This is a genomic window from Mycobacterium sp. E1747 (genome assembly GCF_001667775.1).
Lineage (GTDB): Bacteria > Actinomycetota > Actinomycetes > Mycobacteriales > Mycobacteriaceae > Mycobacterium.
Map to the genome: position 1 here is coordinate 1 of NZ_LZJI01000022.1, position 23658 is coordinate 23658.

The 23658-nt window shown below is 68.1% G+C and carries 20 protein-coding genes and 1 tRNA gene; 10 read left to right on the plus strand and 11 right to left on the minus strand.

The features are described 5' to 3' along the window. From trpA to A5695_RS01675, 6 genes are all read left to right on the plus strand, one after another. Positions 1 to 504: tryptophan synthase subunit alpha (gene trpA / locus A5695_RS01650; protein WP_068077404.1), on the plus strand; the 504-nt coding region annotated here is incomplete at its 5' end. Next, positions 504 to 1739: a prolipoprotein diacylglyceryl transferase gene (locus A5695_RS01655; RefSeq protein WP_068077407.1), complete on the plus strand. Its 1236-nt coding sequence runs from the start codon at positions 504 to 506 to the stop codon at positions 1737 to 1739. The genes trpA and A5695_RS01655, both read left to right, overlap by 1 nt. Before the next feature lie 29 nt (positions 1740 to 1768). Next, positions 1769 to 2200, plus strand: coding sequence for a DUF2752 domain-containing protein (locus A5695_RS01660; RefSeq protein ID WP_082945788.1), 432 nt, complete (start codon positions 1769 to 1771; stop codon positions 2198 to 2200). Between the two features lie 65 nt (positions 2201 to 2265). Then, the gene (gene pyk, locus A5695_RS01665; RefSeq protein WP_068077409.1) at positions 2266 to 3684 is read left to right on the plus strand and encodes a pyruvate kinase; all 1419 of its coding nucleotides are present in this window, start codon (positions 2266 to 2268) and stop codon (positions 3682 to 3684) included. Between the two features lie 148 nt (positions 3685 to 3832). Continuing rightward, positions 3833 to 4708 (plus strand): acyl-CoA thioesterase II, encoded by an 876-nt coding sequence (locus A5695_RS01670; RefSeq protein ID WP_082945789.1) that lies wholly within the window; start codon positions 3833 to 3835, stop codon positions 4706 to 4708. A 143-nt stretch (positions 4709 to 4851) separates the two neighbouring features. Next, positions 4852 to 6249: a bifunctional lysylphosphatidylglycerol flippase/synthetase MprF gene (locus tag A5695_RS01675; protein ID WP_068077441.1), complete on the plus strand. Its 1398-nt coding sequence runs from the start codon at positions 4852 to 4854 to the stop codon at positions 6247 to 6249. On the opposite strand, the gene cydC is transcribed toward A5695_RS01675, so the two are convergent. The 8 genes from cydC to A5695_RS01710 form a co-directional block, all read right to left on the minus strand. Then, complete coding sequence (gene cydC / locus A5695_RS01680; RefSeq protein WP_068077413.1) at positions 6224 to 7888, minus strand: thiol reductant ABC exporter subunit CydC; 1665 nt, start codon at positions 7886 to 7888, stop codon at positions 6224 to 6226. The genes A5695_RS01675 and cydC overlap by 26 nt on opposite strands. Continuing rightward, positions 7875 to 9464, minus strand: coding sequence for a thiol reductant ABC exporter subunit CydD (gene cydD, locus A5695_RS01685; protein WP_231974690.1), 1590 nt, complete (start codon positions 9462 to 9464; stop codon positions 7875 to 7877). The genes cydC and cydD overlap by 14 nt, the downstream gene beginning before the upstream one ends. A 98-nt stretch (positions 9465 to 9562) precedes the next feature. Next, positions 9563 to 10603 carry a cytochrome d ubiquinol oxidase subunit II gene (cydB, locus tag A5695_RS01690; RefSeq protein WP_068077414.1) on the minus strand — a complete coding sequence of 347 codons (1041 nt, stop codon included), beginning with the start codon at positions 10601 to 10603 and terminating at the stop codon, positions 9563 to 9565. 38 nt (positions 10604 to 10641) lie between these two features. Next, the gene (locus A5695_RS01695; protein WP_068077416.1) at positions 10642 to 12114 is read right to left on the minus strand and encodes a cytochrome ubiquinol oxidase subunit I; all 1473 of its coding nucleotides are present in this window, start codon (positions 12112 to 12114) and stop codon (positions 10642 to 10644) included. Between the two features lie 85 nt (positions 12115 to 12199). Continuing rightward, positions 12200 to 12778, minus strand: a complete 579-nt coding sequence (locus A5695_RS01700) for an HdeD family acid-resistance protein (RefSeq protein ID WP_369830146.1) — start codon at positions 12776 to 12778, stop codon at positions 12200 to 12202. Positions 12779 to 12825: 47 nt separating this feature from the next. Beyond that, the gene (locus A5695_RS01705; protein ID WP_068077444.1) at positions 12826 to 14154 is read right to left on the minus strand and encodes an adenylate/guanylate cyclase domain-containing protein; all 1329 of its coding nucleotides are present in this window, start codon (positions 14152 to 14154) and stop codon (positions 12826 to 12828) included. 23 nt (positions 14155 to 14177) lie between these two features. Continuing rightward, positions 14178 to 14498, minus strand: a complete 321-nt coding sequence (locus tag A5695_RS28200) for a hypothetical protein (protein ID WP_156749407.1) — start codon at positions 14496 to 14498, stop codon at positions 14178 to 14180. 511 nt (positions 14499 to 15009) lie between these two features. After that, positions 15010 to 15086, minus strand: a tRNA-Leu gene (locus tag A5695_RS01710). 114 nt (positions 15087 to 15200) lie between these two features. On the opposite strand from A5695_RS01710, the gene A5695_RS01715 reads away from it, so the two are divergent. Further along, positions 15201 to 15815 carry an ANTAR domain-containing response regulator gene (locus A5695_RS01715; RefSeq protein WP_156749408.1) on the plus strand — a complete coding sequence of 205 codons (615 nt, stop codon included), beginning with the start codon at positions 15201 to 15203 and terminating at the stop codon, positions 15813 to 15815. Between the two features lie 134 nt (positions 15816 to 15949). Here the strand turns inward: A5695_RS01715 and A5695_RS01720 are convergent, their stop codons facing one another. Continuing rightward, positions 15950 to 17152, minus strand: coding sequence for a lipid-transfer protein (locus tag A5695_RS01720; RefSeq protein WP_068077419.1), 1203 nt, complete (start codon positions 17150 to 17152; stop codon positions 15950 to 15952). After that, positions 17149 to 17592: a Zn-ribbon domain-containing OB-fold protein gene (locus A5695_RS01725; protein WP_068077420.1), complete on the minus strand. Its 444-nt coding sequence runs from the start codon at positions 17590 to 17592 to the stop codon at positions 17149 to 17151. The genes A5695_RS01720 and A5695_RS01725 overlap by 4 nt, the downstream gene beginning before the upstream one ends. 146 nt (positions 17593 to 17738) lie before the next feature. Between A5695_RS01725 and polA the strand changes: the two genes are divergently transcribed. From polA to coaE, 3 genes are all read left to right on the plus strand, one after another. Next, a complete protein-coding gene (gene polA / locus A5695_RS01730; RefSeq protein ID WP_197515325.1) occupies positions 17739 to 20399 on the plus strand; it encodes a DNA polymerase I in 2661 nt (886 codons plus the stop codon). A 161-nt stretch (positions 20400 to 20560) separates the two neighbouring features. Continuing rightward, positions 20561 to 22003: a 30S ribosomal protein S1 gene (gene rpsA, locus A5695_RS01735; RefSeq protein WP_068077424.1), complete on the plus strand. Its 1443-nt coding sequence runs from the start codon at positions 20561 to 20563 to the stop codon at positions 22001 to 22003. A 9-nt stretch (positions 22004 to 22012) separates the two neighbouring features. After that, positions 22013 to 23227, plus strand: coding sequence for a dephospho-CoA kinase (gene coaE, locus A5695_RS01740; RefSeq protein ID WP_068077425.1), 1215 nt, complete (start codon positions 22013 to 22015; stop codon positions 23225 to 23227). On the opposite strand, the gene A5695_RS01745 is transcribed toward coaE, so the two are convergent. Next, positions 23224 to 23640, minus strand: coding sequence for a hypothetical protein (locus A5695_RS01745; protein ID WP_068077427.1), 417 nt, complete (start codon positions 23638 to 23640; stop codon positions 23224 to 23226). The genes coaE and A5695_RS01745 overlap by 4 nt on opposite strands. Between the last annotated feature and the right edge of the window lie 18 nt (positions 23641 to 23658).

Here is a 23658-nt window from a genome sequence, read left to right on the forward strand (position 1 = left end):
GTGATGACCTATTGGAATCCCGTGCTGCGCTACGGGGTCGACGCCTTCGCGCGGGATCTCGCGGCGGCCGGCGGGCAAGGCTTGATCACTCCAGACCTCATCCCCGACGAGGCCGAGCGGTGGCTGACGGCAGCTGAGGAGCATCGGTTGGATCGCATTTTTCTCGTCGCGCCGTCGTCGACGCCGGAACGGTTAGCCATGACCGTCGAGGCGTCACGCGGATTCGTCTACGCCGCTTCCACAATGGGGGTCACCGGCGCGCGTGACGCGGTGTCGCTCGCCGCGCCCGAGCTGGTGCGGCGCGTGAAGGCGGTCTCGGACATACCCGTCGGCGTCGGCCTCGGGGTGCGGTCCCGGGAGCAGGCCGCCCAGATCGGCAGCTACGCCGACGGCGTCATCGTCGGCTCGGCGCTGGTGTCGGCGCTCGGCGAGGGAGGGCTGCCCGCCTTGCGCGAACTGACCGAGGAACTGGCCGCCGGCGTTCGGCAGAAGGCGTCCGCGTGATGACGACGTTGCCGACATACTTTCCCAGCCCGCCCCAGGGTGTCTGGCACCTTGGGCCCCTGCCCATTCGCGCGTACGCCCTGTTCATCATCACCGGCATCGTGGTGGCGCTGCTGATCGGCGACCGCCGCTGGGAGGCTCGCGGCGGACAGCGCGGCGTCATCTACGACATCGCGTTGTGGGTCGTGCCGTTCGGACTGGTGGGCGGGCGGCTCTATCACCTGGCCACCGACTGGCGGACCTACTGGGGGCCCGGCGGCGCCGGATTGGGTGCCGCCGTGCGCATTTGGGACGGAGGACTGGGCATTTGGGGCGCGGTGGCGCTCGGTTGTGTCGGCGGATGGATCGGGTGCCGGCGGCACGGCATCCCGCTGCCCGCCTTCACCGACGCGGTGGCGCCGGGGCTCGTCCTGGCGCAGGCCATCGGCCGGCTGGGTAACTATTTCAACCAGGAGCTCTACGGCCGCGAAACCACCCTGCCGTGGGGTCTGGAGATTTTCTACCGCCGCGACCCCTCGGGATACATCGACCCCCATTCGCTGGACGGCGTCTCGACGGGGCAGGTGGCACTCGTCGTGCAGCCGACGTTTCTGTACGAATTGATCTGGAACGTCGTAGTTTTCGTCATATTGATCTACGTGGACCGGCGATTCGCACTGGGCCACGGCCGGCTGTTCGCGCTGTATGTGGCCAGCTACTGCATCGGGCGGTTCGGCGTCGAGCTGCTGCGCGACGACACCGCCACCCACATCGCGGGCATCCGGATCAATTCGTTCACTTCGACTTTCGTGTTCATCGGGGCCGTGGTCTACATCATGGTGGCGCCGAGGGGGCGGGAGGCCCCCGAGAGCCTGCGCGGCAAGGAAGACGCGGCCGAGGAACCGGCGCGCGAGTTCGCGACCGTCGCCGCGGGCGAGGCGTCGACCGCGGCGGTCGCGGCGGGAAGCGACGCTGACCAGGGCGAGGCGGAAGACGCCGAAGTGGGCGAGGCGGAAGACGCCGAGGGCGCCGAAGCCGAAGAACCCGAAAAAGCCGGGGAGCCCGAAGCGCCCGGGGCCGAAGAGCCTGAAGCCGACGAGGCCGAGGCCGAAGAACCCCGAGCCGAAGCGCCCGAGGCCGACGAACCCGAGCCAACGCCGGCACAGGATTCGGCCGAACCGGCCTCGGCCGCCGAGCCGTCCAAGGCGCCACGCGGCCGCTGGAGGCTGCGAAGGAACCGGCCGTCGAACAGCTAGCGGCCGGCTCGGTCTGGCATGCTGAGAACGTGACGCAACCGTATTCCGCCGGCCAAGCGGTGGAACGGCGTCGCGGCCCGCGCCGCTACGTCGCCGCCGGCACCGCCGTGGTGCTGGGCGGCGCGCTCGGCTACGTCGGCCTGGTCGACCCGCACAACACGAATTCGTTGTATCCCCAATGCCCCTTCAAATGGCTCACGGGCTGGAACTGCCCGTTCTGTGGGGGCCTGCGGATGACCCACGACCTGTTGCACGGCCACTTGGCCGCCGCCGTCGACGACAATGTTTTCCTGCTCGTCGGCATTCCGATGCTGGCCGGATGGTTGTTGGTTCGCCGCGGCCGCGGCAGATCCGCGGTGTCCACGCCGGCCTGGATGACCATGGTGCTGGCCGTCATCGCGTGGACGGTGCTGCGTAACCTGCCCGGCTTCCCGTTGTTTCCGGCGATTCAGAGTGGTTAGCCGCTCGCAGCGCGACAGCCCGTTAAGTCGGACTGGGGGAGCCCACGCGACTATGCTGGGTCGCCGTGAGTAGACGCGGGAAGATCGTCTGCACCCTTGGCCCTGCGACCAATTCGGACGAGATGATTCTGGCGCTGGTCGAGGCGGGAATGGACGTCGCCCGGTTGAACTTCAGTCATGGCGACTACTCCGATCACAAGGCCGCCTACGAGCGGGTCCGCGCCGCTTCCGACACCACTGGCCGCGCGGTCGGTGTGCTCGCCGACCTGCAGGGCCCGAAGATCCGGCTGGGACGTTTCGCCACCGGGTCCACGTATTGGGCCGACGGGGAAACGGTGTGCATCACCGTCGCGGATTGCGAGGGCACCCACGACCGCGTGTCGACCACCTACAAGAGGCTGGCTGCGGACGCGGCGATCGGTGATCGGGTACTGGTCGACGACGGCAACATCGGACTGGTCGTTTCAGGCATCGATGGTGACGACGTGATCTGCACCGTCACCGAGGGCGGCCCGGTCAGCAACAACAAGGGCATGTCGCTGCCGGGGATGAATGTGACTGCGCCGGCCTTGTCCGACAAGGACCTCGAGGACCTCACGTTCGCGCTCGATCTCGGGGTCGACTTGGTCGCGCTGTCGTTCGTGCGTTCGCCGTCCGACGTCGAGCTGGTGCACGAGGTGATGGACCGGGTCGGTCGGCGGGTTCCGGTGATCGCCAAGCTCGAAAAGCCGGAAGCCGTCGACAATCTGGAAGCGATCGTGCTCGCGTTCGACGCCATCATGGTGGCGCGCGGCGACCTGGGCGTCGAGCTGCCGCTCGAGGAGGTGCCGCTGGTGCAGAAGCGGGCCATCCAAATGGCCCGCGAGAACGCCAAACCCGTCATCGTGGCGACCCAGATGCTCGAGTCGATGATCGAGAACTCGCGGCCGACGCGCGCCGAGGCCTCCGATGTCGCCAATGCCGTGCTCGACGGCGCCGACGCCGTGATGCTGTCCGGCGAGACCTCGGTGGGCAAGTACCCGCTGGCCGCCGTGCGGACCATGTCCCGGATCATCTGCGCTGTCGAGGACAACTCCACCGCCGCGCCGCCCTTGACGCACGTGCCGCGCACCAAGCGCGGGGTGATCTCGTACGCCGCCCGCGACATCGGCGAGCGCCTGGACGCCAAGGCGCTGGTCGCCTTCACCCAGTCCGGTGACACCGTCAAGCGGCTGGCGCGGCTGCACACCCCGCTGCCGCTGCTGGCCTTCACCGCGTGGCCCGAGGTGCGCAGCCAGCTCGCGATGACGTGGGGCACCGAGACGTTCATCGTCCCGATGATGACGTCCACCGACGGCATGATCCGCCAGGTCGACCAGTCGCTGCTGGAACTGGGCCGCTACAAGCGCGGGGACCTGGTGGTGATTGTGGCCGGCGCGCCACCTGGCACAGTAGGGTCGACCAACCTCATCCATGTGCACCGCATCGGGGAGGACGACGTCTAGCCCGACGACGATGCGGTCCGCGTAGCGGACTGAGGAGGAGTCGGGCAATGAAGCTAGCCCGACGACGATGCGGTCCGCGTAGCGGACTGAGGAGGAGTCGGGCAATGAAGCTAGCCCGTCCGGGCGACCGAGCCAAGGAGAGGCCGCGATCAGCACCGATTCCGATTTCAAGGAACTGCTTGCGACCCTCGACCTCACCCGGGTCGCCGACGACCGGTTCGTCGGGTCCCATCCCACCAAGAACCCGATGCGGACGTTCGGTGGCCAGCTGATGGCTCAGTCGTTCGTCGCGAGCGGCCGCACGCTGGTCCGCGACGACCTGCCGCCCAGCGCACTGTCCGTGCACTTCGTCAACGGGGGAGACACCGCCAAGGACATCGAGTTCCACGTCACCCGGCTGCGCGACGAGCGACGCTTCGCCAATCGGCGCGTGGACGCCGTGCAGGATGGCACGCTGCTGTCCTCGGCCATGATCTCCTACATGGCCGGCGGCCCCGGCCTCGAACACGGTGTGGACCCGCCGCAGGTCGGCGAGCCCGAAACCCAGCCGCCGATCAGCGAGTTGCTCCGCGGCTACGAGGAAACCGTCCCGCACTTCGTCAACGCCCTGCAGCCGATCGAGTGGCGCTACACCAACGACCCGGCATGGGTGATGCGCGAGAAGGGCGATCGGCTGCCGCACAACCGCGTCTGGATGAAGGCCGGCGGCAAGCTGCCGAACGATCCGGTGCTGCACACCGCGACCATGGTGTACTCCTCGGACACCACCGTGCTGGACTCGGTGATCACCAGACACGGGCTGTCCTGGGGGTTCGACCGCATCTTCGCCGCCTCCGCCAACCATTCGGTGTGGTTTCACCGGCAAGTCAACTTCGACGACTGGGTGCTGTATTCGACGTCGTCGCCGGTGGCCGCGGATTCGCGTGGACTCGGCACCGGCCACTTCTTCGATCGCTCCGGGCAGCTGCTCGCAACGGTGGTGCAAGAAGGCGTGCTGAAATATTTTCCGCCAACCCGCCGATAGACAGGGCGGAATACCCGCAGGACATCGCCGTGATTTGGGCCCGTCAGGGCCGGGACCGGGCGTAAGTTCACAGCAGCCGGGTATTCGGTGCAGAGGTGGCAGGCAGCCGCCCAGCTGGAATGTCAGCGCATCGGGAGGTGAGTGTGAGCGGGCCGTTGGTCGACGTCTCAGTGAAGGCTCGCGGGCGGGAACGCGTGGTCGTCTCGGTCGATTCAAGGGCCGCCCGGCTGATCGGAGCCCTTGCGCTGCTGAGCGCCACCTGCTGGTTGGCCGAAATCCTCGTTCGCCACCACCACCAGCCGGCGTGGCACTACACCGATCGGCTGGCCTGGTCGCTGACGGTGCTGGTCGCGGTGGCGTGGATCGCGCGGGGCATCTTCCTGGGCCGTCCCGTGACGGCCATGCACGCCGCAGCGGCCGCCGGGTTCGTGCTGGCGGGGCTGGGCCTGCACGTGCTGTCCTTCGATCTGCTCGGCGACCTGGTGATCGCCAGCTCCGGCCTGGTCCTGATGTGGCCGACGGCGTCGCACCCAAGTCCCGAGGATCTGCCCCGGATCTGGACCTTGATCCAGGCCACCAAGGACGACCCGCTGGCGCCGTTCGCGATGCAGACCGGCAAGAGCTACCACTTCACCGCCGACGGCAGCGCGGCGCTGGCCTACCGCACGCGCCTGGGCATCGCGGTGGTCGGCGGTGACCCGATCGGCGACGAGACCCGATTTTCCGAGCTGGTCGCCGACTTCGCCGCCATGTGCCACACCCACGGCTGGCGGATCGCGGTCGTGGGGTGCAGCGAGCGGCGGCTGGGCTTGTGGAGCGACGCCGCGCTGCTCGGACAGTCGTTGCGCGCCGTGCCGATCGGGCGCGACGTGGTCGTCGACGTCACCGCTTTCGACATGGTGGGCCGCAAGTTCCGCAACCTGCGCCAGGCGGTGAAGCGCTCGCACAACTGCGGCATCACCACCGAGATCGTCGGGGAGCAGAACCTCACCACTGAGCAACTGGCCGAGCTGACCGAGGTGGTGCGGGCCTCGAGCAAAGCGGCGCATACCGAACGCGGATTCCACATGAACCTCGACGGCGTGCTGGAGGGCAGGTTCCCCGGCATCCAGCTGATCCTCGCCAGGGACGCCGCGGGCAGGGTGCAGGGCTTCCACCGGTATGCGACGGCCGGCGGGGGCAGCGACATCACCCTCGACGTGCCGTGGCGCCGGCGCGGGGCCCCCAACGGCATCGACGAGCGGCTCAGCATCGACATGATCATGGCCGGCAAAGAGAATGGCGCTCAACGGCTCTCGCTTGCCTTTGCGGCGTTCCCGGAGATCTTCGATGAGAAGAACCGCAGCCGCGCCCAGCGTGTCTTCTATCGGCTGATCCACGTCCTCGACCCATTGATCGCGCTGGAGTCGCTTTACCGGTACGTGCGCAAGTTCCACGCGCTCGACGCCCGGCGCTACGCGCTGGTCTCGATGACGCAGATCGTCACGCTGTTGGTGGTGTTGCTGTCGCTGGAGTTCATGCCGCGCCGGCGACATCTCTGAGCGCCTCGACCTGCAGCTCCCGACACCCGAGGCCGTCGGGGAGGTGGTGGGTGGCCACCACCACCGTCCGATCCGCGGGGATCAGCTCGGCGCTTGGGCTCAACAGATCGCAGAGGACCCGTTCGGCGTCGGCCGCGTCGAGATGCTCGGTGGGCTCGTCCAGCAGGACCATCCGGGCGGGTGAGAGGACGGCGCGCGCCAGCAGCAGCCGTCGGCGCTGACCGCCCGACAGCGCCTGCACCCCACCGGTCAGCACTGTCGACAGGCCCTCGGACAGACCGGCGAGCCAGGCGCCGAGCCCGACCGCTTCCAGCGCGGCCACCAGTTCGTCGTCTCGGCAGTCGCCGCGGGCGACCAGCAAGTTGTCCCGGACGGTGGTGGCGAAGACGTGCGCGTCCTCGGCGAAAAAGCCAACGGAGCGCCGCAATTCCCCTTCGTCGAATTCGGAAAGATCGATACCATCCAGCGTCACCCGCCCCCGCAGCGGGGGAAGCAGCCCGGCGAGCGTCATCAACAGCGTCGTCTTGCCGGAGCCGCTGGCGCCGGTGACGGCCAGCCGGGTACCCGGCGGCAGGTCGAGCGTGATGCGGTTCGACCTGGTGGCTTCGGTGTGGCCGAAACGGATGTCGGCCGACAACACGGCCTCGATGGGCGGCGACGCCGTGGCTGTTTTGGGCTGTGGGTGGTCAGCGGCCGTCAGGTCGAGCAGTCGGCGCGCGGCGATGCGCGAGCGCGTCAGCTGGACCGCGGCGGCCGGTAACGGCGTCATGGCCTCGAAGGCGGATAGCGGCAACAACATCAGGACGGCCAGGGTGGTGGGCGCGACCGACGGCGCCAATCCGATGCCGGCCACCACCGCGCCGAGCACGCTGGCCCCGATCGCGGCGGTGGGCACGGCCTCGGCGACGGCGGCCGGCCTGGCGGCGGCATCGAGCGCTGCGCCCCACGCCCGTTGGCGGCGTTGCGATTCGGCGATGAAGCGGGTAAGTAGGCCGGCGACGCGAAGCTCGGGCGCGTGCTCAAGGGCAATCATGGCCGACGTGTCCCGCTCGGAATGATGCTGGCGGGCAACGCTTTCCTGGGTGGCCGCGGCCCTGGCGGCGAACCGCGGCGCGACGAAGCCGCAAAGCAGCAGGCAGATCGCCAGGATCGCCGCCGCCGGCGGCGAGATGGCCGCGACCACGGCGGTCGCCGCCAATCCCAGCACCGTCGCAACCCCGATCGGCACCACGGCACGCACCAGCACGTTGGCCAGTTCGTCGACGTCGGAGCCCACGCGCGCCACCAGCTCACCGCTGTGCAGACGGACCGCGGCCGCCGCGGGCCCGCGGGCCAGCCGATCGTAGATGCGCGCCCGGGCGGTGCCGGCCGCCCGCAGCGCGGCGTCGTGGGTGACCAGTCGCTCGCAGTAGTGCAACACGCCCCGCGAGATGGCGAACGCGCGCACCGCGACGGCCGCGACCGACAGGTCCAGCACCGGCGGCATCTGCCAGGCCCGCGTGATCAGCCACGCCGAGACGCCGGCCAGCGCCAGCGCACTGCCCAGCGACAGCACGCCCAGCGCGATCGCCGCCGCGATGCGGGGGAGCCTCGGGCGCAACAGCGGCGCGGCCGCCCGGAGCGGATCAGACCGCGGCATAACGGGCTCCACTGTCGGCGGTGACCTCCACCACCCGGTCACCGATGGCCAGCACCGGTTCGCGGTGCCCGACGACGACGACGGTGGCACCGGCGCGGGCGCGCTGCACGATGGCCCGCAGCACGCGTTGTTCGGCGCGGGCGTCCAGGTGGGCGGTGGGCTCGTCGAGCAGCAGCACGGGCGCGGCCGAGCCGAGCGCTCGGGTGAGGCCGAGGCGTTGCCGCTGCCCCAGCGACAGGCCGACACCGCCGCGGCCCAGCACGGTGTCCAGCCCGTCGGGCAGGTCGGCCAGCACCGCATCGAAACCCGAAGCCGCACAAGCCGTCTCCAGGTCGTCTAGGTCGCCGAACAGCGTCAGGTTGTCCCGGACCGTGCCCGGGACGAGCGCCGGGCGCTGCGGCAGCCAGGACAACTGCCGCCACCATGCGCCGGGCTCCAGGTCGGTGACCCCGATTCCGGCCACCGTGATGCGGCCCGACGTCGGTGCCGTGATCCCGGTGATCGCCTGCAGGGCCGTGCTTTTGCCGGCGCCGTTGCGTCCGGTCAGCACCGTCACCGAGCCCGGCTCGATGAGCGCGGTGAGGTCACGCGGGGCGTGACCGTCGCGGCCCGCCACGCTGAGCCCCTCGAGCCTTATCTGCGCCCCGCGGGCGGTGACGGTCCGATCCCGGGGCCTCGGGGGAACCGGCTCGCCGATGAGGGCGAAGGCCTTGTCGGCGGCGGTCCTGCCGTCCTGCGCGGCATGGAATTCGACGCCGATTCGGCGCAGCGGCCAGTAGACGTCGGGCGCCAGCAACAGCACCGTGAGGCCGGTCGCCAGCGTCATCTCACCGAACACCAGGCGTAGCCCGATTCCCACCGCGATCAGCGCCACGCCAAGCGTCGCCAGCAATTCCAGCACCAGCGCCGACAGGAACGCGATCCGGAGGGTGGCCATCGCCGAGCGGCGATGCGCCGCAGCGAGTTCGGCGATGCGCCGTTCGGGGCCCCGGGCGCGGCCCAGCGCCCGCAGCGTGGGGATGCCTGCGATGAGATCGAGCAGCCGCCCCTGCAGCGTCGTCATGGCGGCCAGCGCGGCCGCCGACCGGTCGGCGGTGGCCAGGCCGATCAGCACCATGAATATCGGTATGAGCGGCAGGGTGATCGCCACGATCGCCGCCGATTTCAGGTCGTAGACCGCGACGACGGCGACGGTCGCCGGGGTGAGGATTCCGGCCAGCACCAGCGTGGGCAGATACCCGGTGAAGTAGGGACGTAGACCGTCGAGACCCCGGGTGACCACCACGGCGGCGGCGTCCCGTTGGGCGGCGAGTTCGCCCGGCTGCCGTGCGGTCACCGCCGTCAGCACCTGACCGGACAGATCGGCGATCACCGCGCTGGCGCCGCGTTGACCCAACCGGGCCTGCAGCCACGCTGCCAGCGTGCGCACGGTCCACAGCAGCACGAGGACCGACAGCGGTCCCATCCAGGGCCGCAGGCCGTGCGCCGAGTGATCGGCGACGGCCCGGGCGACGACGTGGGCCAGCACGATCGCCGAGGCGATCGCACACCCGGAGGTCACCACGCCGCAGCACAGGGTTGCGGTCAGGTACCGGCGCAGGGCGAGCGATGCCCGCCACAGCCGCGGGTCCAACGGACCTCGCGAGTTCGCGCCGGGTGGCGGGTGCGTCGCGGTCAGGACACCCGCCTCGCCAGGCCGATGGACGGCGGGATTCGGTCCGCCGAGATGCGTTGCCGGAAGACCCAATACGTCCACGCCTGGTACACCACCGTCAACGGAGCCATGAAGGCCGTCACCCACGTCATGACCTTGAGGGTGTAGGGCGTCGACGAGGCGTTGTAGATCGTCAGGCTCCACTGCTTGTTCAGCGTCGAGGGCAGCAGGTTCGGATACAGCGCACCGAACAACAGGATCACCACCGCCAGAACGACGGTCGCCGTGCAGGCGAACGCCCAGCCGTCGGACACGCGCCGCCACACCAGCAGCACCGCCGCCGACTGCGCCACCACCGCGACCCCGAGCACCAGCCAGGTCCAATCCTTGCCGTACGCCAGTTGCGTCCAGATCCCAAATGCCGCAACCAGTCCGGTCACCGGTAGCGACAGCCACACCGCCAGCCGGTGGCCGTCGTCGCGGATGGCACCAGAGGTCTTCAGCGCGATGAACACCGCGCCGTAGAACCCGAACAGTCCGGCCGTGGCCAAACCGCCCAGCAACGTGTAGGCGTTCAGCACGTCGGTGATCGAGAGGTGGACCTGGCCGTCGGCGTCCACCGGCAGGCCGCGGACCAGGATGGCGAAGGCCACCCCCCACAGAATGGCCGGCAACCAAGACCCGGCCGCGATGCCGAAATCGGCCCAGCCCCGCCACCTCGTGTCGTCGATCTTGCCGCGCCATTCGATCGCCACGGCCCGCAGGATCATGCCGAACAGGATCGCCAGCAGCGGCAGGTACAGCGTCGAGAACACCGTCGCGTACCAGCCCGGGAAGGCGGCGAACATCGCCGCGCCGGCGACGATCAGCCAGACCTCGTTGCCGTCCCAAATCGGGCCGATGGTGTTGAGCGCCGTGCGGCGAATCGGTTCGGGCTCACCGATGCCGACGCGCGCGAGCGGTTCCATCAGCATGCCCACGCCGAAGTCGAAGCCCTCCAAGACGAAGAAGCCGAGGAACAGCAATCCGATGATGCCAAACCACAATTGCTGCAGTCCCATCGGTCAGCTCCCTTCCTTGGAGTACGTGCGTCCGGGGTCTAGTAGGCGAACGAAAGTGGCGCCACCTCGTCGTCGCCGGGCGCCGGCGGGGGAGCCGGTTCGGCGTCGTGTTCCCGCGGCCCTTCGGTGATGTAGCGCTTGAGCAGGAAGAACCAGATCACCGCCAGCACGGCGTAGACCAGGGTGAAGGTCACCAGCGACGTGATGACCATCCCGGGCACATGATTCGACACTGCCTCATGGACGGTGAACCGAACCTGTTGGTCACCGGTCGGATTCGGGGCGACGATCCAGGGCTGCCGGCCCATTTCGGTGAACACCCACCCCGAGATGTTCGCCAGGAACGGTGTGGGAATCGTCAGCAGCGCCAGCCAGGAGAACCAGCGTTGGCTGGGCACCCGGCCGCCGCGGGTGAGCCACAGCGCCGCGAGCGCGAACAGAATGGGTACCGCCAGGAAACCGATCATCGCGCGGAACGACCAGTAGGTGACGAACAGGTTGGGCCGGTAGTCGTTGGGGCCGAATCGATGCTCGAAGTCCTGCTGGATGTTGCGGACCCCCTGCAACGTCACGCCACTGGTCTTGCCCTCGGCGAGGAACGGCAGCACGTAGGGCACCTCGATCACCCGGGTGATGCTGTCGCAGTTGTTGTGCGTGCCGACGGTGAGGATCGAGAAGTCAGGGTCGGTTTCGGTGCCGCACAACGATTCCGCCGACGCCATCTTCATTGGTTGCTGGACGAACATCAGCTTGCCCTGGCGGTCGCCGGTGAAGAACAAGCCGACGGCGGCGAGCAGCACCACCCAGCAGCCCAGGACCGCCGCTGGCCGAAACATGGTGCGGGCGTTCGATTCGGCGGCCGGGGTGGGGGTTTCCGGGCGGCGGGACCGGACCAGGAACCACGCGCTCACGGCCGCGACGAAGGTCCCCGCGGTCAGCAACGCGCCGGTCACCGTGTGGGTAAACGCCCACCGCGCAGTGTTATTGCCCAGCAGCGCCGTGATGCTGTCGAGCTCGGCGCGGTGTGTCGCGGGGTTGTAGTGCGCGCCCACCGGATGCTGCATGAACGAGTTCGCCACGATGATGAAGAACGCGGACACGTTCACACCGATCGCCACGATCCAGATGCAGGCCAGGTGGATCAGTTTCGGCAGGCGGCCCCAGCCGAAGATCCACAACCCGATGAACGTGGACTCGAAGAAGAACGCGAACAATCCCTCCATGGCCAGGGGCGCGCCGAAGATGTCGCCGACGAACCGCGAATACTCCGACCAGTTCATCCCGAACTGAAACTCCTGCACGATTCCCGTCGCCACGCCGATGGCGAAGTTGATCAGGAACAACTTGCCGAAGAACTTGGTGAGCCGGTACCAAGCGACGTTGTCGGTGATCACCCACGCCGTCTGCATCACGGCGAGCAGGGGTGCCAGGCCGATCGTGAGCGGCACGAAGATGAAGTGGTAGACGGTGGTGATACCGAACTGCCACCGCGAGATATCGACGACATTCATCTGTCATCTCCCCAAAAGCGGAGCCGTGGGCACGGCTACTACGAAGTGTAGTAGAAGGGTGTGGCCGGCGTTAGCGGAGCCGCCGTTACCCGGTCAGTGTCTTGGAAGCCTTGCGGATGCCGAAGGACGCGACGATCTCGAAGATCCCGATCACCACGAACCACACCCCGACTACGAGGGCCAGCGTCACAATCGATTCCAGCGGCGACGCCAGGACGACGATGCCGGCGAGCAGGCTGATCACGCCGATGAAGATCGACCATCCCCGCCCCGGCAGAAGCGGGTCCTGGATGGCCGAGACTGTCGTGCCGACGCCGCGGAAGATGAATCCGATGCCAATCCAGATGGCCAGCAACAGGATTGCGTAGCCCTGACCGAAATGACGAAAAGCCAACAGCGCCAGGATGAGTGACGCGGCACCGCTGATGAACAGCAGGATCCGGCTGCCCGCCGAGACGTGCAGGCTGAATGCGAAGAACACTTGCGCGGCGCCGGTGATCAGGAGGTACGCGCCGAAGGCGGTTGCGGCGACCACGATGGATATGCCGGGCCAGGCGAGCACCACGACGCCGAGCGCCAGCGACAGAATTCCCGATAACAGGGCCGATTTCCACAGATGCGGCAACAGAGTTGGAGCAGGGGGAGATCCAGGTGTGGTTTGCATGGCCGAAGTCTGACACAAACCGCGGTCCCCGGTATAGGGCACTTTGTCTATACGTGGGCGGTGCGTGAATCCTCGGCCAACAGGTCGGAGGTTTCGCCGGTCTCCTTGCGCCCGATCAGATACCAGGTGCGCATGAGACCTTTGCCTTTCACGTCGATGCACCCACGCTCCTGCAAGACGAACTCGCCCTTGAGGCGCTCGTACATGGCCTGGGGCACCTGGATTCGGCCGACCGAGTCGGTGGACTCCATTCGGGACGCGACGTTGACCGCGTCCCCCCACACGTCGTAGAAGAAGCGGCGCGAACCCACGACGCCGGCGACGACCGGCCCGCACGCCATGCCCACCCGCAGCGGGACCTCGTTGCCGTGCGGATCCTTCAGCCCGGCTGCGGCATTCGCCATGTCGAGGGCGAAGTCCGCGAGCGCCTGGGCGTGATCGGTGCGTGCCCGCGGCACCCCGCTGACCACCATGTAGGAGTCACCGCTGGCTTTGATCTTCTCGAGTCCGTACTTGTCCACGAGCGCGTCGAAGGCGCCGTAGAGGCGGTCGAGGAAGAGCACCAGGTCGGCCGGGGCCGTGCTGCTGGCCCGTTCGGTGAATCCGACGATGTCGGCGAAGAGTACGGAGGCGACGTCGTACTTGTCGGCGATGACGCCGCGGTCCGGCTCCTTGAGCCGCTCGGCGATGCTGGCCGGCAACATGTTGGCCAGCAGCGCTTCGGAGCGCTCGTACTGCGCCTCCATCACGGCCTCGGCGCGCGCGGTGTCACGCAGGGCGAACCACACCGTCACGACGACCATCACGACGCTGGAGATCGCGGTGATGAGGAAACCCGCCGTCTGGGCCCAGGCCGGCTGCACGCCGGTGTCGCGGGGTATCAGGAACTCCACCGCGATGATCAGGCCGGCGGCGACGGCCGCGAGCGCGGACGCCAAGACGATGTGCTCGACTCCCAGCAGAAGCACGACGATGCAGGCGCCCACCAGGAAGAAGAACTGAGCGCCGGACCCGGTGCCGACGTCGACGCAGCTGGCGAAGACGGACACGTAGGCCGTGCCCAAAAACGTCAGTGGGGCGACGAGTCCACCGAATCGCTGTAGCCACGGAACCGTCGCGAAGACCATGGCGCCGAGGACGTTGATCGAGCTGACCTGCCACAACCAGGAGCCGCCCAGAATCTGGACCAGGACGAAGGTCACGCTCACCAGGACGGCCAGCCACGAGCTGATGGTCAAGATCCGGGCGCGGCGTGCGGCACTCGCGATGTAGTGCTGGTTGCGGTCACGGGTCTGCGCCCGCACCGCGGCTACGCAGTCCGGGCGTCCCGACTGGCCGTCTGACACCGGTGGGGCATCGCACTTCTTGGCCGCCACGTCCAAAGCGTAACCCGCTGAGCTCAGGTTTGTCGGCCCGTCAGCTCGCAAATTGGGGCTCCGGTGCCGCGACGAATGCCTGCCGTCGGATGGCGCCGGCATGACCAGAAAAAAATGTAAAAAAGAATTTTCTGACCGAAGGGTTTTACAAATTTTTCCGACGTGTTATTAAACATATGTCGGGCTGTGATGTGGGTCATAAGTTCCTCTAAATACCGGGGGTGCGGGATGGCAAGGCTGCGCAGCAGGATTGGGATTGCGCTAATACTGGCGTGCGTCGCGGCGGCAACGCCCGCCTGCGGGGTGGGGTGTGGTGGCGCGGCTTCGTTGTTGCGGGTGGCCACCGACTCGATGCAGAACGATCCGATGCAGGTCAACGTGGTGCACTCGGAGGAACAGGTGTGCATAAGCCACTGAAGCGGCAGGGCCCCGCGTCAGCGCCTGCGTCGCCGTAGGTTGCCCAACGCGCCCGTCGTGCGGGGTCGATGGTGCCGTCGTCATTTGTGTTTCGTCGGCTTGAGTTGCGGTTTCCGCAATTATGTGAATTCATCGTGAACCGCCGCCGCCGCATTCGAATGCGATGCCCGTACCAAATTGCGCCGGGTACTTAAATCGCCACTATTTCATACCTTTGGCACGTATTACCCGCGTTTCGCAAGCCGCAGGCTTGTGGGCTGGGGGCATAGCAGCAACATCGGTATCGGAGAGGCGCGATTGAGCCGCGACCGGTTTGCCGCGAAGCGCCCCGGGATGGCCCGCCCCGTGTGAGCCGCGCCGCTATCCCGCTGACGACCCCGATTCCCGGGAACGCACCCATGCCTCACGATCGGCTGAAGTGGTGCCCTCGGTGGTGTGTGGTGCCCTCGGTGGGATTCGAACCCACACTGGACGGGTTTTGAGTCCGTTTCCTCTGCCAGTTGGGATACGAGGGCATCCTCGGCCTCCTACGTTAGAGGCAGCCTCCCACCATAAAGGATTCGGTGCCGCCGCCCGTCTCACCGCCCCCGAGGTCGCTGGTTCCAGGCGTTCACGACACAATGTCCGTCATGACAGGCCCCACGACCGACACCGACGCCGCTGTGCCGCGCCGGGTCCTGATCGCCGAGGACGAAGCGCTCATCCGACTGGACCTCGCCGAGATGCTCCGAGAGGAGGGGTACGAGATCGTCGGGGAGGCCGGCGACGGCCAGGAAGCCGTCGAGTTGGCCGAGCGCCACCGGCCCGACCTGGTGATCATGGACGTGAAGATGCCGCGCCGCGACGGGATCGACGCGGCGTCGGAGATCGCCAGTAAGCGCATCGCCCCGATCGTGGTGCTGACCGCGTTCAGCCAGCGGGACTTGGTCGAACGCGCCCGCGACGCCGGCGCGATGGCCTACCTGGTGAAGCCCTTCACGATCAGCGACCTGATTCCGGCCATCGAGTTGGCCGTGAGCCGCTTCGCGGAGATCAGTGAGCTGGAACGCGAAGTGGCGACGCTGTCCGAGCGGCTGGAGACTCGCAAGGTCGTCGAACGCGCCAAGGGGTTGTTGCAGACCAAGCAGGGCATGACCGAGCCCGAGGCGTTCAAGTGGATTCAGCGCGCCGCGATGGACCGGCGGACCACCATGAAGCGGGTCGCCGAAGTCGTCCTGGAAACGCTGGGCACCGCCGACGAGTAGCGTCCGGCCGTCGGGCGTGCGTCGGCGGCTTTGTCCGTGCGTCCAGCGCGCTCAAGCCGCCAGAATCGCGCCCAGGGCGCACAACGAAAGCCGCCATCGCACAGTCGATCTCGTGAGCGGCGGCGAGGCGGCGCTCAGCGCGCGACGATCACCGAGGAGCCGTGGCCGAACAGGCCCTGGTTCGCCGTGACGCCCACCGTGGCGTTCTCCACCTGCCGGCCGGTGGCCTGACCGCGCAGCTGCCAGGTCAGCTCGCACACCTGCGCGATGGCCTGCGCGGGAATGGCCTCGCCGAAGCACGCCAGCCCGCCGGACGGGTTGACCGGGACCTTGCCACCGATGGTGGTCGCGCCGCTGCGCAGCAGCGCCTCGGCCTCGCCCTTGGCGCACAGCCCCAGGTGCTCGTACCAGTCGAGCTCGAGCGCGGTGGACAGGTCGTAGACCTCGGCCAGGCTGACGTCCTCGGGGTCGATGCCCGCCTCGGCGTAGGCGGCATCGAGGATCTGATCCTTGAACACCCGCTCCGGCGCGGCCACGACGGCGGTGGAATCCGTTGCGATGTCAGGCAATTCGGGCAAGTGCTGCGGGTAGCGCGGCGTGACCGTGCTGACCGCGCGCACCGAGGGCACGCCGTCGAGCGAGCCGAGGTGCTTGCGGGCGAACTCGGCGCTGGCCACGATCAACGCCGCGGCGCCGTCGGAGGTGGCGCAGATGTCGAGCTGCCGCAGCGGGTCGGCCACCACCGGGCTGGCGAAGACGTCATCGGCGGAAGCTTCCTTGCGGTAGCGGGCGTTCGGGTTCTGCAGGCCGTGCCGGGAGTTCTTCACCTTCACCTGCGCGAAGTCCTCGGACGTCGCGCCGTAGAGGTCCATCCGGCGGCGCGCCAACAGCGCGAAGTACACCGGGTTCATCGCCCCGATCAGGTGGAACCGCTGCCAGTCCGGATCGTTCTTGCGCTCCCCGCCGACCGGGGCGAACGCGCCCTTCGGCGTGGTGTCGGCGCCGATCACCAGCGCGACGTCGCAGAACCCGGCCAGGATCTGGGCGCGCGCACTCTGCAGCGCCTGGGAACCGCTGGCGCATGCGGCGTAGCTGGAGCTGACCGGCACGCCGTTCCAGCCGAGCTTCTGCGCGAACGTCGACCCGGCGATGAAGCCCGGGTAGCCGTTGCGGATGGTGTCGGCGCCGGCGACCAACTGGATCTGCCGCCAGTCCAGGCCGGCCTCGGCCAGCGCGGCGCGCGCGGCGACCACCCCGTACTCGGTGAAGTCGCGGCCCCACTTGCCCCACGGGTGCATGCCCGCGCCCAGGATATACAGCGGCTCGGGAGCGCTCATGACGGGATCCTCCACGCGTAGACGATGCGCTGCACGCCGTCGTCGTCGGTGAACAGCGGCATGGTGGTCAGCTCCATCTCCATGCCGACCTTGAGATCGGCGGCCAGCGTGCCCTCGACCACCTTGCCCAACACGATGAGCCCCTCGTCGGCCAGCTCGACCGCGGCAATGGCGAACGGCTCGAAGGGATCCGGGGCGGGATACGGCGGGGGCGGCGGATACCGGTTCTCGGTGTAGCTCCACAGCTTGCCCCGGGTCGACAACGCGACCGACTCGAGCGTGTCGCTGGTGCAGCCGGGGTTGGGGCAGTTGTTCTCCCGGGGCGGGAAGACGTAGGTGCCGCACTCCGGGCATTTGCTGCCGATCAGGTGCGGTTGGCCGGCTTCGTCGGTGGCGAACCATCCGTCGATCGCGGGTTCTTGGCTGGTGACCTCTGGCACTCGGCCAGACTACCCAGGCCCAACACAAAACTGAAACGTGTTGCAGTTCTGCGGCAGCGCCTGGCCCGTCGGTCGGGGTGCCTAGAGTGATAGCCGTGCCCGCTCCGCCCGCTCAGAAGACCGAGGAACACACCAAGCCGACACTGATGTTGCTCGACGGCAATTCGCTGGCGTTTCGGGCCTTCTACGCGCTGCCCGCCGAGAATTTCAAGACCCGCGGCGGCCTGACCACCAACGCGGTCTACGGCTTCACCGCGATGCTGATCAACCTGCTGCGCGACGAGGCGCCCACCCACGTCGCCGCGGCGTTCGACGTGTCCCGGCAGACCTTCCGCTCCGAGCGGTACCCCGAGTACAAGGCGAACCGCTCGTCGACGCCCGACGAGTTCCACGGCCAGATCGACATCACCAAGGAAGTGCTGAACGCGCTGGGCATCACGGTGCTCGCCGAGCCCGGCTTCGAGGCCGACGACCTGATCGCGACGCTGGCCACCCAGGCCGAAAACGAGGGCTTCCGCGTCCTGGTGGTCACCGGTGACCGCGACTCCCTGCAGCTGGTCAGCGACGACGTGACCGTCCTCTACCCACGCAAGGGCGTCAGCGAACTCACCCGGTTCACGCCGGAGGCCGTCGTCGAGAAGTACGGGCTGACCCCGACGCAGTACCCCGACTTCGCGGCCCTGCGCGGCGATCCCAGCGACAACCTGCCCGGCATCCCGGGGGTGGGGGAGAAGACCGCGTCCAAATGGATCGTCGAATACGGGTCGCTGCAGGGCCTGGTGGACAACGTCGACTCGGTGCGCGGCAAGGTCGGCGACGCGCTGCGGGCCAACCTGGCCGGGGTGATCCGCAACCGCGAGCTCACCGACCTGGTCAAGGACGTGCCGCTGGCGCAGACCCCGGACACGCTGCGCATGCTGCCCTGGGACCGCGACCAGATCCACCGCCTGTTTGACGACCTGGAGTTCCGGGTCCTGCGCGACCGGCTGTTCGACACCCTGGCCGCGGTGGAGCCCGAGGTCGACGCCGGGTTCGACGTCCGCGGCGGGGCGCTGCAGCCCGGCGAGCTGGCCGTCTGGCTGGCCGAACACAGCTCGGGCAAGCGGTTCGGCCTGGCCGTCGTCGGCACCCACCTGGCCTACGACGCCGATGCCACCGCGCTGGCCATCGTGTCTGCCGACGGGGAGGGCCGCTACATCGACACCTCGGCGCTCGATCCCGACGACGAGGCGGCACTGGCGTCCTGGCTGGCCGACCCGGGTCCGCCCAAGGCGCTGCACGAGGCCAAGCTGGCGATGCACGACCTCGCCGGTCGGGGCTGGACGCTGGCCGGCGTGACCTCCGATACCGCGCTGGCCGCCTACCTGGTGCGTCCCGGGCAGCGCAGCTTCTCCCTCGAGGATCTGTCCCTGCGCTATCTTCGGCGCGAGTTGCGCGCAGAAACCGCTGAGCAGCAACAGCTTTCGCTGCTCGATGATCCGGAGGGGACGGACGACCAGGCCGTACAGACCCTGATCCTGCGGGCCGTGGCGGTGCTGGATCTGGCCGATGCGCTCGACGAGGAGCTGGCCCGCATCAACTCCACGTCGCTGTTGGGCGGCATGGAGCTGCCGGTGCAGCGGGTGCTGGCCGGGATGGAACACACCGGCATCGCAGTCGATTTGGATCTGCTCGGCGAGCTGCAGAGCGATTTCGCCCACCAGATCCGCGACGCCGCCGAAGCGGCCTACGCCGTGATCGGCAAGCAGATCAATTTGGGTTCGCCCAAGCAGCTGCAGGCGGTGCTCTTCGACGAGCTGGAGATGCCGAAGACCAAGCGCACCAAGACCGGCTACACCACCGACGCCGACGCCCTGCAGTCGCTGTTCGACAAGACGGGACACCCGTTCCTGCAACACCTTCTGACGCACCGCGACGCCACCCGGCTCAAGGTGACGGTGGACGGGTTGCTGAATTCGGTTGCCTCCGACGGGCGCATCCACACCACGTTCAACCAGACCATCGCGGCGACGGGCCGGCTGTCGTCGACCGAGCCGAACCTGCAGAACATTCCGATCCGCACCGAGGCCGGCCGACGGATCCGGGACGCGTTCGTGGTCGGCGACGGCTACAGCGAGCTGATGACCGCCGACTACAGCCAGATCGAGATGCGGATCATGGCGCACCTGTCGCGCGACGACGGCCTGATCGAGGCCTTCAACACGGGGGAGGACCTGCATTCGTTCGTCGCCTCGCGGGCGTTCGGCGTGCCGATCGAGGAAGTCACCTCCGAGCTGCGCCGCCGCGTCAAGGCGATGTCGTACGGGTTGGCCTACGGGTTGAGCGCCTACGGGCTGTCGCAGCAGCTGAAGATCTCCACCGAGGAGGCCAAGGAGCAGATGGACGCCTACTTCGCCCGATTCGGCGGCGTGCGCGACTATCTGATGAACGTCGTGGAGCAGGCCCGCAAGGACGGTTACACCTCGACGGTGCTGGGCCGCCGCCGCTACCTGCCCGAGCTGGACAGCAGCAACCGCCAGGTCCGGGAGGCCGCCGAGCGCGCGGCGCTCAACGCCCCCATCCAGGGCAGCGCCGCCGACATCATCAAGGTGGCGATGATCGAGGTCGACACGGCGATCAAAGAGGCCGGACTGAAGTCCCGCATGCTGCTGCAGGTGCACGACGAACTCCTGTTCGAAATCGCGCCCGGTGAGCGGGACCGGGTCGAGGCCCTGGCCCGCGACAAGATGGGCGGCGCCTACCCGCTCGACGTCCCCCTGGAGGTGTCGGTGGGTTACGGCCGCTCCTGGGACGCGGCGGCGCATTAGTGCACCCCCGGCCCCGGAATTTCGCCCACCCGTCATGTTCTGGTCAGAAATCCCCAGGCTGGAACGCCCGAGTTTGGCCAGCGTGTATGCAGTCGAGTAGCCTCAATAGGTAAATCCCAGATTTGTCCCTACGACCCAACCTGTCCGGAGCAACCCACCACATGCCGAGTCCCACCGTCACCTCGCCTCAAGTAGCCGTCAACGACATTGGCTCCAGCGAGGATTTTCTTGCCGCAATAGACAAAACGATCAAGTACTTCAACGATGGCGACATCGTCGAGGGGACGATCGTCAAAGTGGACCGGGACGAGGTGCTCCTCGACATCGGCTACAAGACCGAGGGCGTCATCCCCGCCCGCGAGCTCTCCATCAAGCACGATGTCGACCCCAGCGAGGTCGTTTCCGTCGGCGATGAGGTCGAGGCTCTTGTTCTCACCAAGGAGGACAAAGAGGGCCGCCTGATCCTGTCCAAGAAGCGCGCGCAGTACGAGCGCGCCTGGGGCACCATCGAGGCGCTCAAGGAAAAGGACGAGGCCGTCAAGGGCACCGTCATCGAGGTGGTCAAGGGTGGCCTGATCCTCGACATCGGCCTGCGCGGCTTCCTGCCCGCGTCACTGGTCGAGATGCGCCGGGTCCGCGATCTGCAGCCGTACATCGGCAAGGAGATCGAGGCCAAGATCATCGAGCTGGACAAGAACCGCAACAACGTGGTGCTCTCGCGGCGGGCCTGGCTGGAGCAGACCCAGTCCGAGGTGCGCAGCGAGTTCCTCAACCAGCTGCAGAAGGGCGCCATCCGCAAGGGTGTGGTCTCCTCCATCGTCAACTTCGGCGCCTTCGTCGACCTCGGCGGTGTGGACGGCCTGGTGCACGTCTCCGAGCTGAGCTGGAAGCACATCGACCACCCGTCCGAGGTGGTCCAGGTGGGCGACGAGGTCACCGTCGAGGTGCTCGACGTCGACATGGACCGCGAGCGGGTTTCGTTGTCGCTCAAGGCGACTCAGGAAGACCCGTGGCGGCACTTCGCCCGCACCCACGCCATCGGCCAGATCGTGCCGGGCAAGGTCACCAAGCTGGTTCCGTTCGGTGCGTTCGTCCGCGTCGAGGAGGGCATCGAGGGCCTGGTGCACATCTCCGAGCTGGCCGAGCGCCACGTCGAGGTGCCCGACCAGGTGGTCGCCGTCGGCGACGACGCCATGGTCAAGGTCATCGACATCGACCTGGAGCGCCGCCGCATCTCGCTGTCGCTCAAGCAGGCCAACGAGGACTACACCGACGAGTTCGACCCGGCGAAGTACGGCATGGCCGACAGCTACGACGAGCAGGGCAACTACATCTTCCCCGAAGGCTTCGACGCCGACACCAACGAATGGCTCGAGGGATTCGACGCCCAGCGCCAGGAGTGGGAGGCGCGCTACGCCGAGGCGGAGCGCCGGCACAAGATGCACACGGCGCAGATGGAGAAGTTCGCCGCGGCCGAGGCCGCCGGTCACGGTGCCGAGCAGTCGTCGGGCAACGGCGCGCCGTCGGAGAAGGCGGCCGGTGGCTCCCTGGCCAGCGACGCCCAGTTGGCCGCTCTGCGGGAGAAGCTCGCCGGCAACGCCTAGCGTTCACGCATGCTGCGTATCGGGTTGACCGGTGGCATCGGCGCCGGCAAGTCGGCCCTGTCGTCCACCTTCGCGAAATGTGGTGCGGTCATCGTCGACGGCGACGTCATCGCGCGCGAGGTGGTCCAGCCGGGCACCGAGGGCCTGGCGGCGCTCGTGCAGGCGTTCGGTGACGACATCCTGCTGCCCGACGGATCGCTGGATCGTCCGGCGTTGGCCGCCAAGGCCTTCCGCGACGACGAGGCGCGCCAAAAGCTGAACGGCATCGTCCACCCGCTGGTCGGCAAGCGACGCGCCGAGATCATCGCCTCGGTGCCCGCGAATTCGGTTGTCGTGGAGGACATTCCGCTGCTGGTGGAATCGGGGATGGCGCCGCTGTTCCCGCTCGTGGTCATCGTGTACGCCGACGTCGCGGTGCGGCTGCGACGGCTGGTCGACCAGCGCGGCATGCCCGAAGACGACGCGCGCGCCCGGATCGCCGCGCAGGCCAGCGACGAGCAGCGCCGCGCCGTCGCCGACATCTGGGTGGACAACTCCGGCAGCCCGGACGACCTGGTTCAGCGGGCCCATGACGTGTGGAACAACCGGATACTGCCGTTCGCGCACAACCTGAGCCGGCGTCAGGCCGCCCGGGCGGCGGCGCGGTTGGTGCCGCCCGACCCCGGCTGGCCGGATCAGGCCCGCCGGATCGTCAACCGGCTGAAGACGGCCTGCGGCCACCGGGCGTTGCGTGTCGATCACATCGGTTCGACCGCCGTGCCGGATCTGCCGGGCAAGGACGTCATCGACGTGCAGATCACGGTCGCATCGCTGGATGTCGCCGACGAACTCGCCGAGCCCCTGCTCGCCGCCGGTTACCCCCGGATCGAGGGCATCACCTCCGACGTCACCAAATCCCCAGCGCGCAGCGCCGTCGACCGCTACGACCGCAATGACGATGCGGGGTTGTGGGGCAAGCGGATTCACGCCTCAGCCGACCCGGGCCGCCCGACCAATGTGCACATCCGGGTGGACGGCTGGCCCAATCAGCAGTTCGCCCTGCTGTTCGTCGCATGGCTGTCGGCCAACCCCGAGGCCCGCGACGAGTATCTGGCCGTCAAGCGGTCGGCCGAGGCCCGGGCGGGCGGCGACACCGCGTCCTACGTCGAGGCCAAGGAGCCGTGGTTCCTCGATGCTTACCGGCGCGCGTGGGCGTGGGCCGATTCAACCGGATGGCAGCCCTAGGGGTTGGGGTTTGCGCCGCACTGCAGCGTCCCGCCGTTCGGGTCGGCGTTTCCGGGTGCCGGTTTGACGAACTGATCCGCTTGGGTGAAAACGGCGTCGTCGACGTCGATCTCGCAGTGCACGTTCGCCGAGTACGGGAAACGCAGTACGATCCGCATCCCGGCCTGCTGGGGATCGGGCAGCACCGTGTTGGCCTCGAATACGTTGCCGGGCATGGACGGCAGGTTGGTGGTGTTGGTCTGGCCGCCGTTGATGACGAAGGTGGCCTGACTCCCGGTCGTCAGCGCATCAATGCGGGCGCGGTAGGTGATGTTGTGCAGGTCCGCCCGCGCGGTCGCCGGACTCAACTGGGAGCCAGCGGCGATGAGGGTCATCGCGGTGATCGGCAGGAGCCTGCGGCCGGTGCAGCTCATAGTCGCTGACATTACGCC

Bases quoted from the DNA above. Each gene is read 5' to 3' on its own strand.
- A5695_RS01655 (WP_068077407.1), top strand. From the start codon at position 504: ATGACGACGTTGCCGACATACTTTCCCAGCCCGCCCCAGGGTGTCTGG.
- cydC (WP_068077413.1), bottom strand. From the start codon at position 7,888: ATGCCGCGGTCTGATCCGCTCCGGGCGGCCGCGCCGCTGTTGCGCCCG.
- cydB (WP_068077414.1), bottom strand. From the start codon at position 10,603: ATGGGACTGCAGCAATTGTGGTTTGGCATCATCGGATTGCTGTTCCTC.
- A5695_RS01695 (WP_068077416.1), bottom strand. From the start codon at position 12,114: ATGAATGTCGTCGATATCTCGCGGTGGCAGTTCGGTATCACCACCGTC.
- A5695_RS01700 (WP_369830146.1), bottom strand. From the start codon at position 12,778: ATGCAAACCACACCTGGATCTCCCCCTGCTCCAACTCTGTTGCCGCAT.
- A5695_RS01715 (WP_156749408.1), top strand. From the start codon at position 15,201: ATGACAGGCCCCACGACCGACACCGACGCCGCTGTGCCGCGCCGGGTC.
- A5695_RS01720 (WP_068077419.1), bottom strand. From the start codon at position 17,152: ATGAGCGCTCCCGAGCCGCTGTATATCCTGGGCGCGGGCATGCACCCG.
- polA (WP_197515325.1), top strand. From the start codon at position 17,739: ATGTTGCTCGACGGCAATTCGCTGGCGTTTCGGGCCTTCTACGCGCTG.
- rpsA (WP_068077424.1), top strand. From the start codon at position 20,561: ATGCCGAGTCCCACCGTCACCTCGCCTCAAGTAGCCGTCAACGACATT.
- coaE (WP_068077425.1), top strand. From the start codon at position 22,013: ATGCTGCGTATCGGGTTGACCGGTGGCATCGGCGCCGGCAAGTCGGCC.
- A5695_RS01745 (WP_068077427.1), bottom strand. From the start codon at position 23,640: ATGAGCTGCACCGGCCGCAGGCTCCTGCCGATCACCGCGATGACCCTC.